The organism is Pseudomonas sp. B21-023 (assembly GCF_024749165.1).
In the GTDB taxonomy this organism is placed as follows: domain Bacteria; phylum Pseudomonadota; class Gammaproteobacteria; order Pseudomonadales; family Pseudomonadaceae; genus Aquipseudomonas.
In genome coordinates this window covers 1,507,665-1,521,425 of record NZ_CP087190.1, presented here as the reverse complement: position 1 = coordinate 1,521,425, position 13,761 = coordinate 1,507,665, and the positions used below count along the sequence as shown (strand labels likewise).

Below are 13,761 nucleotides of genomic sequence, written 5' to 3'. Positions count from 1 at the left end.
GCGGTTCGTCGCCACGACAAGCCGGCTCCCACAGAGACAATGCATCCCTTGAGGTCAATGCAGTGGCTGTGAGCGCCGGTATAGGAAACCTCAAATCCCCAGGAACTGGCACAGCTCCCGCTTCTTGGCCAAGGCGTCATTGCGCCCCAACTCGATCAGTTCGCTGCAATAGCTCGCCTCGAACAGCAGGTAGCTCAACACCCCTGCCCCACTGGTCTTGGTCGCCCCAGGGCCGCGCAGGAACAGCCTAAGCGCCGCCGGCAGCTCGCGGCGATGACGGGCGGCAATCTCGTCCAGCGGCTGGCTGGGCGCCACCACCAGTACCTCGATCGGCGCCAGCCCCAGGCGCCGGGCGTCCAGGTGCGCCGGCAGCAGGTGGCTGAGGTGATTGAGCCGCTGCAGCAACTCGATATCGTCCTCGAGGCTGTCGATGAAGGTGCTGTTGAGCATATGTCCGCCGATCTGCGCCAGGCTCGGTTGCTGGCCGCTGAACACGCGCTGGGTCGGCAAGGGCGGCGAGGGTCGCTGAGGGTTGCCGCTGACCCCGACCACCAGCACGCGACTGGCCCCCAGGTGCAGCGCCGGGCTGATCGGCGCCGGCTGGCGCACCGCGCCGTCACCGTAGTACTCCTCGCCCAGGCGCACCGGTGCGAACAGCAAAGGAATCGCCGAGCTGGCCAGCAGGTGGTCGATGGTCAGCGGCGTGGGCATGCCGATGCGGCGGTGGCGCAACCAGGGTTCGATGGTGTCGCGGCCCTGGTAGAAGGTCACCGCCTGGCCGGACTCGTAGCCGAACGCGGTCACGGCGATGGCGCGCAACTGATTGGCCGCCAGTGAGTGAGCGATGCCGCCCAGGTCCAGATGCTCGTGCAACAGGCGGCGCAATGGGCGGCTGTCGAGCAGTGCCACCGGCACCTGGCCGCCGAGCCCCAGCAGGCTGTGGCCAACGAAGCGGCTGGCCTGGCGGATCACGCCTGGCCAGTCGCTGCGCAGCACCAGGTGGCTGCGAAAGTTCTGCCAGAATGCCGTGAGTTGCTCCACCGACTCGGCGAAGCGGGTGGCGCCGCTGGCCAGCTTGACCGCGTTGATCGCGCCGGCCGAGGTGCCGACGATCACCGGAAAAGGATTGGCGGCGCCCGGTGGCAGCAGTTCGGCAATGCCGGCCAGCACGCCGACCTGGTAGGCGGCGCGGGCACCGCCACCGGAGAGGATCAGGCCGGTGGTTGAGGTCATGCATCCTTCCTGGAGTCAGTGGTTGCCAGTACCGGCCCTGTCGCGGGGCAAGCCCGCTCCCTAACGTTTTTTCTTGTCGTACAGCCGTGGTTCGCCTTCAGGCCGCGATTTGAAGCGCCGATGCGCCCACAGGTACTGCTCCGGGCACTCGCGCAGCACACCCTCGACCCACTGGTTGATGCGCAGGCAGTCGGCCTCCTCGGTTTCGCCGGGGAAGTCCGCGAGCGGCGGATGCACCACCAGGCGATAGCCGCTGCCATCTTCCAGGCGCTTCTGGGTGAACGGAATCACCCGCGCCTTGCCCAGCCGGGCGAACTTGGTGGTGGCAGTGACGGTGGCAGCAGGAATACCGAACAGCGGCACGAAGATGCTTTGCTTGAGGCCGTAGTCCTGATCCGGCGCGTACCAGATCGCCCGCCCCTTGCGCAGCAGCTTGAGCATGCCGCGCACGTCGTCGCGCTCCACCGCCAGCGAGTCGGCGTTGTGGCGCTCGCGGCCGCGGCGCTGGATGAAGTCGAACACCGGGTTGCCATGTTCGCGGTACATGCCGTCGATGGTGTGCACCTGGCCAAGCAAGGCAGCGCCGATCTCCAGGGTGGTGAAGTGCACGGCCATGAGAATGGCCCCCTCTCCTTCACGCTGGGCGGCCTGCAGGTGCTCGATGCCTTCGATGTGCGCCAGCCGCGCCAGTCGGGCCTTTGGCCACCACCAGCTCATGGCCATCTCGAAGAAGGCGATGCCGGTGGAGGCAAAGTTTTCCTTGAGCAGGCGCTGCCGTTCGTCGCCGGACAGCGCCGGGAAGCACAGCTCCAGGTTGCGCGCGGCAATACGCCGGCGCTCACCCGCCAGCCTGTACATCACCGCGCCCAGGGCGCGCCCCAGCCCCAGCAAAGCCCGGTACGGCAGCTGGGCGACCAGCCACAGCAAGCCCAGGCCCAGCCACAGCCCCCAGAATCGCGGGTGAAGGAAAGAGGATCGAAAACGCGGGCGTTCCATTGAAGCTTCCGGCAAGACATGAGCCCGGCATTCTACATCGGTTGCGGGCAAACGGTCTTATCGCTATAAGTCAGGGCACTTTTTTCGCAACAAGCCGTCTATGCAGACCATGAGCCCCAACCCGACACCCGACAACGCCCCCGTGTTCCAGCTCAAGGGCAGCATGCTTGCCATCACCGTGCTGGAACTGGCGCGCAACGACCTCGAATCCCTCGACCGCCAGCTGGCGGCGAAGGTCGCGCAGGCGCCGAATTTCTTCAGCAACACGCCGTTGGTGCTGGCCCTGGACAAGCTGCCCCATGACGAAGGCGCCATTGACCTGCCCGGGCTGATGCGCGTGTGCCGCCACCATGGCCTGCGCACCCTGGCGATCCGCGCCAGCCGCATCGAAGACATCGCCGCCGCGATCGCCATCGACCTGCCGGTGCTGCCGCCGTCCGGCGCCCGCGAACGGCCGCTCGAGCCGGAGCCCGAGGTGAAGAAGCCCGAGCCCGCGCCAGCGCCGCCAGCTGCGCCGGCCGAACCGGAAGTTCGCCCGACGCGGATCATCACCTCGACGGTGCGCGGCGGCCAGCAGATCTACGCCCAGGGCGGCGACCTGGTGGTGACCGGCTCGGTCAGCCCCGGCGCGGAACTTCTCGCCGATGGCAACATCCATGTGTACGGCGCCATGCGTGGCCGTGCCCTGGCCGGCATCAAGGGCAATACCAAGGCGCGCATCTTCTGCCTGCAGATGACCGCGGAAATGGTCTCCATCGCCGGCCAGTACAAAGTGTGCGAAGACCTGCGCCGCGACCCGCTATGGGGTTCGGGCGTACAAGTCAGCCTGTCCGGCGACGTGTTGAACATAACCCGTCTTTAACGGATACTTGCCGGCATTTTTAGCGCAACTTTTTTCCCGTTGCCGTTTTTTGTATTTGCAGGGACGTCTGTCCCGAATTATTTAGGGGTGAAACACCTTGGCCAAGATTCTCGTCGTTACTTCCGGCAAGGGGGGTGTGGGCAAGACCACCACCAGCGCCGCCATCGGTACCGGCCTCGCACTGCGCGGGCACAAGACGGTCATCGTCGACTTCGACGTCGGCCTGCGTAACCTCGACCTGATCATGGGCTGCGAACGCCGCGTGGTGTACGACTTCGTCAACGTGGTCAACGGCGAGGCCAACCTGCAGCAGGCCCTGATCAAGGACAAGCGCCTGGAAAACCTGTTCGTGCTGGCCGCCAGCCAGACCCGCGACAAGGACGCGCTGACCAAGGAAGGCGTTGAAAAGGTATTGATGGAGCTCAAGGACCAGTTCGACTTCGTGGTCTGCGACTCGCCGGCCGGTATCGAGAAAGGTGCGCACCTGGCGATGTACTTCGCCGACGAAGCCATCGTCGTGACCAACCCCGAGGTTTCGTCGGTACGTGACTCCGACCGCATGATCGGCCTGCTGTCGAGCAAGTCGCGCCGTGCGGAACAGGGCGAAGACCCGATCAAGGAACACCTGCTGATCACCCGCTATCACCCCGAGCGCGTCGAAAAGGGCGAAATGCTTGGCGTCGAGGACGTCAAGGAAATCCTTTCGGTCGAACTGCTGGGTGTCATCCCCGAATCCCAAGCCGTGCTGAAGGCCTCCAACCAGGGTATCCCGGTCATCCTCGATGACCAGAGCGATGCCGGCCAGGCGTACAGCGACACCGTCGACCGCCTGCTGGGCAAGCCCAAGCCACTGCGGTTCATCGAAGTGCCGAAGCAAGGATTCTTCGCGCGCCTGTTTGGAGGCAAATAAACCATGAACCTTTTTGACTTCTTTCGTGGCAGACAGAAACAGAGCAGCGCGTCGGTAGCGAAAGAGCGTCTACAGATCATCGTGGCGCACGAGCGTGGCCAGCGCAGCACCCCGGACTACCTGCCTGCCTTGCAGAAGGAGCTGGTCGAGGTGATCCGCAAGTACGTCAATATCGGCAACGACGACGTACAGATCGAACTGGAAAACCAGGGCAGCTGCTCGATTCTGGAACTGAACATCACCCTGCCTGATCGCTGATCGCGCAGCTGGGTGTAATCATTGGGGCTGCTTTGCAGCCCATCGCCGGCAAGCCGGCTCCCACAGACAACGCGGGATCCTGTGGTAGCCGGCTTGCCGGCGATGGGCCGCAAGGCGGCCCCAGTGCTTTCCGCCATTTCACCGAGACCTAGCAATGCCGCTGTCGAACATCCAGATCCTTCACGAAGACGCCGCCGTCCTGGTGATCAACAAGCCGACCCTGCTGCTGTCGGTGCCGGGCCGCGCCGAGGACAACAAGGACTGCCTGATCACCCGCCTGCAGGAAAACGGCTACCCGGAAGCCCTGATCGTCCACCGCCTGGACTGGGAAACCTCGGGGATCATCCTGCTCGCCCGCGACGCCGACAGCCACCGCGAACTGTCACGCCAGTTCCACGACCGCGAGACCGAAAAGGCCTATACCGCGCTGTGCTGGGGCCAGCCCGCGCTCGACAGCGGCAGCATCGACCTGCCCCTGCGTTACGACCCACCGACCAAGCCGCGCCACGTGGTCGACCATGAGCAGGGCAAGCATGCCCTGACCTTCTGGCGCATCGTCGAGCGCTGCGGCGATCACTGCCGGGTCGAACTGACGCCGATCACCGGGCGCTCGCACCAGCTGCGCGTGCACATGCTGTCGATCGGCCACCCGCTGCTCGGCGACCGGCTGTACGCCAACCCCGAGGCGCTGGCGGCCCATGAGCGGCTGTGCCTGCATGCCTCGATGCTGAGCTTTACCCATCCGGTGTCTGGCGAACGCCTGAAATTCGAGTGTCCGGCACCGTTCTGAGATACAGACCCGATCGCGGGGCAAGCCCGCTCCCACGCTTCGCGATAGGGCTGACACAATTTTTCGAGCATTTACGCTAAACTCGCGCCACTGCTGTCTGGAGTGACTTATGCGCGATGCCCTGAACGCCGGCCTGATCGAATTCCTCAAGGCCTCCCCGACGCCCTTCCACGCCACCGCCAGCCTCGCGCAGCGCCTCGAGGCCGCCGGCTACCAGCGCCTGGACGAGCGCGACAGCTGGGCCACTACGCCTGGTGGTCGCTACTACGTGACCCGTAATGATTCCTCGATCATCGCCATCAAGCTCGGCAAGCATTCGCCGCTAATCGGCGGTATCCGCATGGTCGGCGCCCACACCGACAGCCCATGCCTGCGGGTCAAGCCGCAGCCCGAACTGCAACGCCAGGGCTTCCTGCAACTGGGCGTCGAAGTCTATGGCGGCGCCCTGCTCGCCCCTTGGTTCGACCGCGACCTGTCGCTGGCCGGCCGGGTCACCTTCCGCCGTGACGGCAAGGTGGAAAGCCAGCTGATCGATTTCAAGCTGCCGATCGCGGTGATCCCCAACCTGGCGATCCATCTCAACCGCACCGCCAACGAAGGCTGGCAGATCAACCCGCAGACCGAGCTGCCACCGATCCTGGCACAGGTCGCCGGCGACGAGCGCATCGACTTCCGCGCCCTGCTCACCGAGCAGCTGGCCCGCGAGCATGACCTCAACGCCGACGTGGTGCTGGATTACGAGCTGAGCTTCTACGACACCCAGGACGCCGCGTTGATCGGCCTGAACGGCGACTTCATCGCCGCCGCCCGCCTGGACAACCTGCTGTCGTGCTACGCCGGCCTGCAGGCGCTGCTGAACGCCGAAGGCGACGAGACCTGCGTACTGGTGTGCAACGACCACGAGGAAGTCGGCTCCTGCTCGGCCTGCGGCGCCGACGGCCCGATGCTCGAACAGACCCTGCAACGCCTGCTGCCCGATGGCGACGACTATGTGCGCACCATCCAGCGCTCGCTGATGGTCTCGGCCGACAATGCCCACGGCGTGCACCCCAACTACGCCGACAAGCACGACGGCAACCACGGCCCCAAGCTCAACGCAGGCCCGGTGATCAAGGTCAACAACAACCAGCGCTACGCCACCAACAGCGAAACCGCCGGGTTCTTCCGCCACCTGTGCATGGCCGAGGAAGTACCGGTGCAGAGCTTCGTGGTGCGCAGCGACATGGGCTGCGGCTCGACCATCGGCCCGATCACCGCCAGCCACCTGGGCGTGCGCACGGTCGATATCGGCCTGCCGACCTTTGCCATGCACTCGATTCGCGAGCTGTGCGGCAGCCATGACCTGGCCCACCTGGTGAAGGTGCTCGGCGCCTTCTACCGCAGCCGCGAACTGCCCTGACGGCCAACCCGCTCCCACGCGACCCCGTGGGAGCGGCAGTGCGCCGATGCGACTTGCCGCGCGATCGGGTCACCGCCTGCCCCCGATCAATCCGCCTCGCTTGCAAAGCGCTATGCTTGATACATGGCCCCCAAAACAGAAGGATGCTGTCCATGTCATCGCCGTTCCTGTCCCTGTTCGTGCCGGTGTTCCTGTTCCTGATGCTGCTGACCATCGGTTTCAGCCTGCGCGAGCGCAATGTCGGCGTGCTGATGATGTGGATCGGCACCCTCGGCATTTTCGGCCTCACCTGCTGGAAGATCCTCGAGAAACTGCCGTCGTAAACCTCTACACTCGGGCAAACGTTTGACCTGAGGTAGATTTCCCGGTGCCAGCCCTCCTGCGTTGCATCACGCTGCTGTTCCTGCTGTTCGTCACGCCAGCGCACGCCGCCGGCCTGCCAGGCCTGCTCGGCTCCAGCACGCCCGCCCAGCCCGAAGCCAGCGAGCCCTTGGGCAAGTCCCTGGACGAGGTGATCAAGAACCTGGAAAACGACCAGCAACGCGCCAAGCTGCTGGCCGACCTGAAAAAGCTGCGCGATGCCACCCGGCAATCGCAACCCACTGTCGAACAGGGCGTGCTCGGCCTGATCGGCGGCGCCCTGCATGATTTCGAGAAACAGTTCAGCGGCGATGCCAGCCCGTTCAAGCGCTGGTCGCTGGAAATCGACCAGGCCCAGGACGAATTGGCCGCACTGGTGGTGCCGGTGCATCAATGGCCGGCGATCCTGTTCGGCTTCGCCGGGGTCATCCTGGTCTGGGGCCTGCTGGCCTATGCCTTCAACTGGATCGGCCACCGTGTGCGCCTGCGTTTCGGCCTGACCGAAGACCTGCCGCAGCACCCGCGGACCTGGGACCTGGTGCGCTTTGCCCTGCGCAAGCTGGGCCCATGGCTGGTGGCGCTGGTGTTCACCGTGTACCTGAGCTTCGCCCTGCCCTCCTCGCTGGGCAAGTCGATGGCCATGGTGCTGGCTTACGCGCTGGTGGTCGGCACCCTGTTCTCGGCGATCTGCGTGATTGCCTTCTCGCTGCTCGATGGCCCGCATCGCCACCGCGCCCTTCACATTCTGCGGCACCAGGCGTTCCGTCCGCTGTGGCTGATCGGCAGCTTCGCCGCGTTCGGCGAGGCGATGAGCGACCCACGCCTGACCACCGCGCTGGGCAGCCACCTGGCCCACGCCCTGGCCACCCTGGCCAATGTGATCGCCGCGCTATGCACCGGGCTGTTCATCCTGCGCTTCCGCCGCCCGATCGCCCACCTGATCCGCAACCAGCCCCTGTCCCGGCGCCTGACCCGGCGCACCCTGAGCGACACCATCGAACTGCTCGGCAGCTTCTGGTACATCCCGGCGCTGATCCTGGTGGCAATTTCGCTGTTCGCCACCTTCGTCTCCGCCGGCGACACCAGCACCGCCCTGCGCCAGTCGCTGATGTGCACGGTGCTGGTGGTGGTGTGCATGGTGCTCAATGGCCTGGTCCGTCGCCATGCCGCCAAGCCCAGGCGCGCCAACAAGCGCCAGGCGGTCTATACCGAACGCCTGCGCAACTTCGGCTATGTCCTGGTGCACCTGTTCATCTGGCTGCTGTTCATCGAACTGGGCCTGCGCGTCTGGGGCCACTCGATGATCAGCTTCGCCGAGGGTGACGGCCATGAAGTCAGCCTGCGCCTGCTGGGCCTGGCCGGCACGCTGATCGTCGCCTGGCTGGTGTGGATCCTCGCCGACACCGCCGTGCATCATGCCCTGGTGCATTCGCGGCGCGGGCTGGCCAACGCCCGTGCGCAGACCATGATGCCGCTGATCCGCAACGTGATGTTCGTGGTGATCGTCATCATTGCGGTGATCGTCGCCCTGGCCAACATGGGCATGAACGTCACCCCGCTGCTGGCCGGTGCCGGTGTCATCGGCCTGGCCATCGGTTTCGGCGCCCAGTCGCTGGTAGCCGACCTGATCACCGGCCTGTTCATCATCATCGAGGACTCGCTGGCCATCGACGACTACGTGGATGTCGGCGGCCACCTGGGCACGGTCGAGGGCCTGACCATCCGCACCGTGCGCCTGCGCGACATCGACGGCATCGTGCACACCATCCCGTTCAGCGAAATCAAGAGCATCAAGAACTACTCGCGCGAATTCGGCTACGCGATCTTCCGCGTGGCCATCCCGCACAGCATGAACATCGACCAGGCCATCACCCTGATTCGCGAGGTCGGGCAGAAACTGCGCAATGACCCGCTGATGCGCCGCAACATCTGGTCGCCGCTGGAGTTGCAGGGGGTGGAAAGCTTCGAGTCGGGATCGGCGATCCTGCGGGCGCGGTTCAAGACTGCGCCGATCAAGCAGTGGGAGGTGTCGCGGGCGTTCAACCTGGCGTTGAAGCGCCAGCTCGATGAAGCGGGGTTGGATCTGGCGACGCCACGGCTGTCGGTGCAAGTGGTGACGGCTGGGGGTGGTGCCATCCCTGAAGCCGGCGGAGCCGCCAGCTAGGGCCGCTTCGCGCCCCATCGCCGGCAAGCCGGCTCCCACAGGGATCACATGACCTTCAAGACTAACGCCAAACCTGTGGGAGCCGGCTTGCCGGCGATGGGCTGCACAGCAGCCCCCTTACCCCGCCTGCGCGCGGATGCGAATCGCATCATGGCGCCAGTACTCCAGGTCACAGTCGATCAGGTGCCCATGCTGGTCGCTGTTGACCCGGGTGATATGCAGCCCGGGGCTGCCAGCCGACACCTTCAGGGCAGCCGCCGCCTCCACCGGCAACGCCGTCGGCAGGATCTCGAAGCACACCTGCCCATAGTGAATGGCGTATTCCCGCGCATAGATCTCGGTCAGTGACCGGGCCAGGTCCAGCTCAAGGATTCCTGGGAAGTAGCGCGGGTTGAGATAGTGCTCGGCATACAGCACCGCCCGCCCGTCGATACGCCGCAACCGGCAGATCCTCACCACGCTGGACAGCGCCGGCAGCCGCAGGCGCGCGCAGATCGCCGCCGAAGCCGGCTGCAGCCGCGCCGACAGCAGCTGCGTACGCGGCTCGCGCCCCTGGTCTCGCACCATCGCATGGAAGTGGCTGCGCTCGATCAGGTCGTAGGTCAGACGCTCGGGCGCGACGAACCAGCCGCGCCGCTCTTCGCGGTAGATCAGGCCCATGGCCTCGAGCTGCACCAGGGCCTCGCGCAGCGTGATACGCGTGGTGTCGAACACCTCGCTGAGCCTGCGCTCGGCCGGCAGCTTGCCGCCGGGCGCCAGCAAGCCGTGTTCGATCTGCTCCTGCAGCGCGTGGCAGATGGCTGTTACCGCGCGCGGTGGCGTCGCTTGCATCAAAGGTTACCTATCTGGACTAGTCCAGCCCCGAAACGGGGCAGTTGGAGCGTAGTGCAAGCCTAGGCACGGCTGATGAACATCCTGTGACACAGGCGCCGCAGGGCACTTGCCAGATATGCCAGATCCGCGCCAGCCCACGCGAATCAAGGCTTTCGATCTGGTCTACGCTGTAGTTCCAGGGCCTTGGGCCTGCCACCCGCCCCGCCCCTTACATCAAACTGTCACGCAACAGGCCTACCTTGGCGCAAGGTTTGCTGACCTAGACCAAGGGGTCGCAAGCACCGCTTCCGTTCATAACAACGAATGCAAGGCACCCACCAAAGGAGCTTCGGATGAAAAAGTTGTTCATGGCGTCACTGCTCGGTTCGGCCATCGCTTTTTGCACCTCGGCCATGGCCCAGGACCTCAAGGCCCTTGAAGACGCCGCCCGCAAGGAAGGCACGGTCAACAGCGTGGGCATGCCCGATGCCTGGGCCAACTGGAAAGGCACCTGGGAAGACCTGGCGAAAAAGTACGGCCTCAAGCACAGCGACACCGACATGAGTTCGGCCCAGGAAGTCGCCAAGTTCGATGCCGAGAAGGACAACGCCAGCGCCGATATCGGCGACGTCGGCGCGGCCTTCGGCCCGATCGCGGTCACCAAGGGCGTGACCCAGCCCTACAAGCCAAGCACCTGGGACCAGGTCCCGGCGTGGGCCAAGGACCAGGACGGCCACTGGGCGCTGGCCTACACCGGCACCATCGCCTTCATCATCAACAAGGATCTGGTGAAGGAAGAGGACCGCCCAAGCACCTGGCACGACCTGGAAAAGGGCAAGTACAAGGTCGCCATCGGTGACGTCGGCACCGCCGCCCAGGCCGCCAACGGCGTGCTTGCCGCCGCCATCGCCTACAAGGGCAGCGAAAGCAACATCGAGCCGGGCCTGCAGCTGTTCACCAAGCTGGCCCAGCAGAAGCGCCTGTCGCTGGCCAACCCGACCATCCAGACCCTGGAGAAAGGCGAAGTGGAAGTGGGCGTGGTGTGGGACTTCAACGGCCTGAGCTACCGCGAACAGATCGACCCGAAACGCTTCGAGGTGCTGATCCCCTCCGATGGCTCGGTCATCTCCGGCTACACCACCATCATCAACAAGTACGCCAAGCACCCGAACGCGGCCAAGTTGACCCGTGAATACATCTTCAGCGATGCCGGCCAGACCAACCTGGCCATCGGCCACGCCCGGCCGATCCGTGCCGAACACCTGAAGCTGCCGGCGGACGTACAGGCCAAGCTGCTGCCCAACGAGCAGTACAAGGCCGCCCAGCCAATCAAAGATGCTGCGGCCTGGGAAGCGACCTCCAAGGCCCTGCCACAGAAGTGGCAGGAGCAGGTGATCATCGAGATGGAATAAGGGGCAGATTCCCTTCTGCCTGAATCGGCCCTGTCGCCGGCAAGCCAGCTCCCACAGGGTCAGCGCAAGACCTGTGGGAGCTGGCTTGACAGCGATGAGGGCGACGCGCTACCGACTGATACCCCTGCGGAGCCACCATGCAACACAACGTCATCCTGGTCCTGCTCGACGGCCTCAACCACCAGGTCGCCCACCACGCCATGGGCCACCTGCACGCCTATGTCGAGGCCGACCGCGCCGCGCTGTACCGCGTGGAGTGCGAGCTGCCGTCGCTGTCGCGACCACTGTACGAATGCATTCTCACCGGTGTGCCGCCGATCGACAGCGGCATCGTGCATAACAACATCAACCGTCTGTCCAACCAGCGCAGCGTGTTCCACTACGCCCGCGAGGCCGGCCTGGGCACTGCGGCGGCGGCCTACCACTGGATGAGCGAGCTGTACAACCGCTCGCCGTTCGACCCGCTGCGCGACCGCCACACCCATGCCCCCAAGCTGCCGATCCAGCACGGCCTGTTCTACTACGCCGACCACTACCCCGATTCGCACCTGCTGGCCGACGCCGAATACCTGCGCCGCCGCCATGCGCCGAATTTCCTCCTGGTACACCCGATGAACATCGACGACGCCGGCCACCGCCACGGCCTGGACAGCAGCCAGTACCGCAACGCCGCGCGCAGCGCCGACATCCTGCTGGCCGACTACCTGCCGCGCTGGCTCGAGGAGGGCCACCAGGTGCTGGTCACCGCCGACCACGGCATGAACAACGACCGCTCGCACAACGGCCTGCTCGCCGAGGAGCGTGAAGTGCCGCTGTTCGTGTTCGGCGAAGCCTTCAGCCTCGACCCTGCGGCCAAGCCGCTGCAGACCGAGCTCTGCGGCACGATCTGCGAACTGCTCGGCGCCGCCCACGACAAACCGGTCTGCCGGGAGCTGCTCAAGTGAATGCAAGCCATCGCGGCCGCTACCTGGCCCTGCTCTGCCTGCTGCCGTTCGCCGTGTTCTTCATCATTTTCCAGATCGCACCGCTGGCCTGGGTCGCCATCAACAGCCTGCAAAGCGAGAGTGGCTGGGGCCTGGCCAACTTCAGCAAGATCTTCGCCTCGAAGTTCTACCTGCAGGCGTTGCAACGCAGCCTGGAGATCAGCTTCTGGTCGAGCCTGTTCGGCATCGTCATCGCCACGTTGGGCGCCTATTCGCTGCGCCAGGTCGACTCGAAACTGCGCGACTTCGTCAGCGCCTTTGCCAACATGACCAGCAACTTCGCCGGCGTGCCCCTGGCGTTCGCCTTCATCATCCTGCTCGGTTTCAATGGCGCGCTCACCCTGCTGCTCAAGCAGATGGGGCTGCTCGGCGACTTCAGCATCTACTCCAAGACCGGCCTGATCCTGGTCTACACCTACTTCCAGATCCCCTTGGGCGTGTTGCTGCTCTACCCCGCCTTCGACGCCCTGCGCGAAGACTGGCGTGAGTCCGCCGCGCTGCTGGGCGCCAGCCACTGGCAGTTCTGGCGGCACATCGGCCTGCCCGTGCTTACCCCGGCGCTGCTCGGCACCTTCGTCATCCTGCTGGCCAACGCCCTGGGCGCCTACGCCACCGTCTACGCCCTGACCACCGGCAACTTCAACGTGCTGCCGATCCGTATCGCCGGCCTTGTGGCCGGCGACATCAGCCTCGACCCGAACCTGGCCAGCGCCCTGGCGATGGTGCTGGTGGGGCTGATGACCGTGGTCACGGTGGCCCATCAATGGCTGCTCAAGAGGAGCTACCATGCGCGCTGAAAACAAAGCCGGCGGGCTCTACCACCGCGTGGTGGTCTACCTGCTGTTCCTCATCCTGCTGCTGCCACTGGCCGGCACCCTGCTTTATTCGCTGGCCACCAGTTGGTCGGCCACCCTGCTGCCCAGCGGGCTGACCTTCAAGTGGTATGTGGCGCTGTGGAGCGAACCGCGCTTTCTCGCAGCCTTCGGCCAGTCGCTGCTGGTGTGCGTGGGCGCGCTGGTGCTGTCGGTAGTGCTGATCCTGCCGCTATTGTTCGTGGTGCACTACCACTTCCCCAAGCTCGACGCCTTGATGAACGTACTGATCCTGCTGCCGTTCGCGGTGCCGCCCGTGGTGTCTGCGGTGGGCTTGCTGCAACTCTACGGCAGCGGACCGATGGCCATGGTCGGCACGCCGTGGATCCTGATCGGCTGCTACTTCACCATCGCCCTGCCGTTCATGTATCGAGCCATCACCAACAACCTGCAGGCCATCAACCTGCGCGACCTGATGGACGCCGCCCAACTGCTCGGCGCCAGTACCTGGCAGGCGGCGTTCCTGGTGGTACTGCCGAACCTGCGCAAAGGCCTGATGGTGGCGCTGCTGCTGTCGTTCTCGTTCCTGTTCGGCGAGTTCGTGTTCGCCAACCTGCTGGTAGGCACCCGCTACGAGACCCTGCAGGTGTACCTGAACAACATGCGCAACAGCAGCGGCCACTTCAACAGCGCCCTGGTAATCTCCTACTTCGCCTTCGTGCTGGTGCTGACCTGGGTCGCCAACCGCCTGAACAAGGACAAGACCTGA

Annotated in this window: 14 protein-coding genes; 11 read left to right on the top strand and 3 right to left on the bottom strand. The window is 65.1% G+C overall.

Going from position 1 to position 13,761, the window contains the following annotated elements; all coding sequences use genetic code 11:
* Nucleotides 1-90: 90 nt before the first annotated feature.
* Both LOY42_RS06930 and LOY42_RS06925 read right to left on the bottom strand, forming a co-directional pair.
* The gene (locus LOY42_RS06930) at nt 91-1,233 is read right to left on the bottom strand and encodes a patatin-like phospholipase family protein (RefSeq protein ID WP_139673485.1); all 1,143 of its coding nucleotides are present in this window, start codon (nt 1,231-1,233) and stop codon (nt 91-93) included.
* A gap of 60 nt (nt 1,234-1,293) precedes the next feature.
* A complete protein-coding gene (locus LOY42_RS06925; RefSeq protein WP_139673488.1) occupies nt 1,294-2,229 on the bottom strand; it encodes a lipid A biosynthesis lauroyl acyltransferase in 936 nt (311 codons plus the stop codon).
* Nucleotides 2,230-2,329: 100 nt separating this feature from the next.
* Between LOY42_RS06925 and minC the strand changes: the two genes are divergently transcribed.
* The 7 genes from minC to LOY42_RS06890 all read left to right on the top strand — a co-directional run bounded on the left by minC (nt 2,330) and on the right by LOY42_RS06890 (nt 8,972).
* Nucleotides 2,330-3,091, top strand: coding sequence for a septum site-determining protein MinC (gene minC, locus LOY42_RS06920; protein WP_102685445.1), 762 nt, complete (start codon nt 2,330-2,332; stop codon nt 3,089-3,091).
* 97 nt (nt 3,092-3,188) lie between these two features.
* Nucleotides 3,189-4,001 carry a septum site-determining protein MinD gene (minD, locus tag LOY42_RS06915; RefSeq protein ID WP_023631119.1) on the top strand — a complete coding sequence of 271 codons (813 nt, stop codon included), beginning with the start codon at nt 3,189-3,191 and terminating at the stop codon, nt 3,999-4,001.
* Between the two features lie 3 nt (nt 4,002-4,004).
* Nucleotides 4,005-4,259, top strand: coding sequence for a cell division topological specificity factor MinE (minE, locus tag LOY42_RS06910; RefSeq protein WP_023631120.1), 255 nt, complete (start codon nt 4,005-4,007; stop codon nt 4,257-4,259).
* 154 nt (nt 4,260-4,413) lie between these two features.
* Nucleotides 4,414-5,049, top strand: a complete 636-nt coding sequence (locus LOY42_RS06905) for an RluA family pseudouridine synthase (RefSeq protein ID WP_046854572.1) — start codon at nt 4,414-4,416, stop codon at nt 5,047-5,049.
* Nucleotides 5,050-5,158: 109 nt separating this feature from the next.
* The gene (locus LOY42_RS06900; protein ID WP_110701091.1) at nt 5,159-6,448 is read left to right on the top strand and encodes a M18 family aminopeptidase; all 1,290 of its coding nucleotides are present in this window, start codon (nt 5,159-5,161) and stop codon (nt 6,446-6,448) included.
* A gap of 152 nt (nt 6,449-6,600) precedes the next feature.
* On the top strand, nt 6,601-6,771 hold the full coding sequence (locus LOY42_RS06895; RefSeq protein WP_167388396.1) for a hypothetical protein: 171 nt from the start codon (nt 6,601-6,603) through the stop codon (nt 6,769-6,771).
* A 44-nt stretch (nt 6,772-6,815) separates the two neighbouring features.
* Entirely contained in the window at nt 6,816-8,972 is a 2,157-nt protein-coding gene (locus LOY42_RS06890) for a mechanosensitive ion channel family protein (RefSeq protein ID WP_139673491.1), read from the top strand.
* 117 nt (nt 8,973-9,089) lie between these two features.
* Here the strand turns inward: LOY42_RS06890 and LOY42_RS06885 are convergent, their stop codons facing one another.
* Nucleotides 9,090-9,803, bottom strand: a complete 714-nt coding sequence (locus LOY42_RS06885; protein WP_102683661.1) for a UTRA domain-containing protein — start codon at nt 9,801-9,803, stop codon at nt 9,090-9,092.
* Nucleotides 9,804-10,138: 335 nt separating this feature from the next.
* On the opposite strand from LOY42_RS06885, the gene LOY42_RS06880 reads away from it, so the two are divergent.
* The 4 genes from LOY42_RS06880 (at nt 10,139) to LOY42_RS06865 (ending at nt 13,761) form a co-directional block, all read left to right on the top strand.
* Complete coding sequence (locus LOY42_RS06880; protein WP_102683660.1) at nt 10,139-11,197, top strand: ABC transporter substrate-binding protein; 1,059 nt, start codon at nt 10,139-10,141, stop codon at nt 11,195-11,197.
* A 137-nt stretch (nt 11,198-11,334) separates the two neighbouring features.
* Nucleotides 11,335-12,141, top strand: coding sequence for an alkaline phosphatase family protein (locus LOY42_RS06875; protein ID WP_139673496.1), 807 nt, complete (start codon nt 11,335-11,337; stop codon nt 12,139-12,141).
* On the top strand, nt 12,138-12,977 hold the full coding sequence (locus LOY42_RS06870; protein WP_094011831.1) for an ABC transporter permease subunit: 840 nt from the start codon (nt 12,138-12,140) through the stop codon (nt 12,975-12,977). Before LOY42_RS06875 ends, LOY42_RS06870 begins: the two co-directional genes overlap by 4 nt.
* Nucleotides 12,967-13,761, top strand: coding sequence for an ABC transporter permease (locus tag LOY42_RS06865; protein ID WP_102683658.1), 795 nt, complete (start codon nt 12,967-12,969; stop codon nt 13,759-13,761). Before LOY42_RS06870 ends, LOY42_RS06865 begins: the two co-directional genes overlap by 11 nt.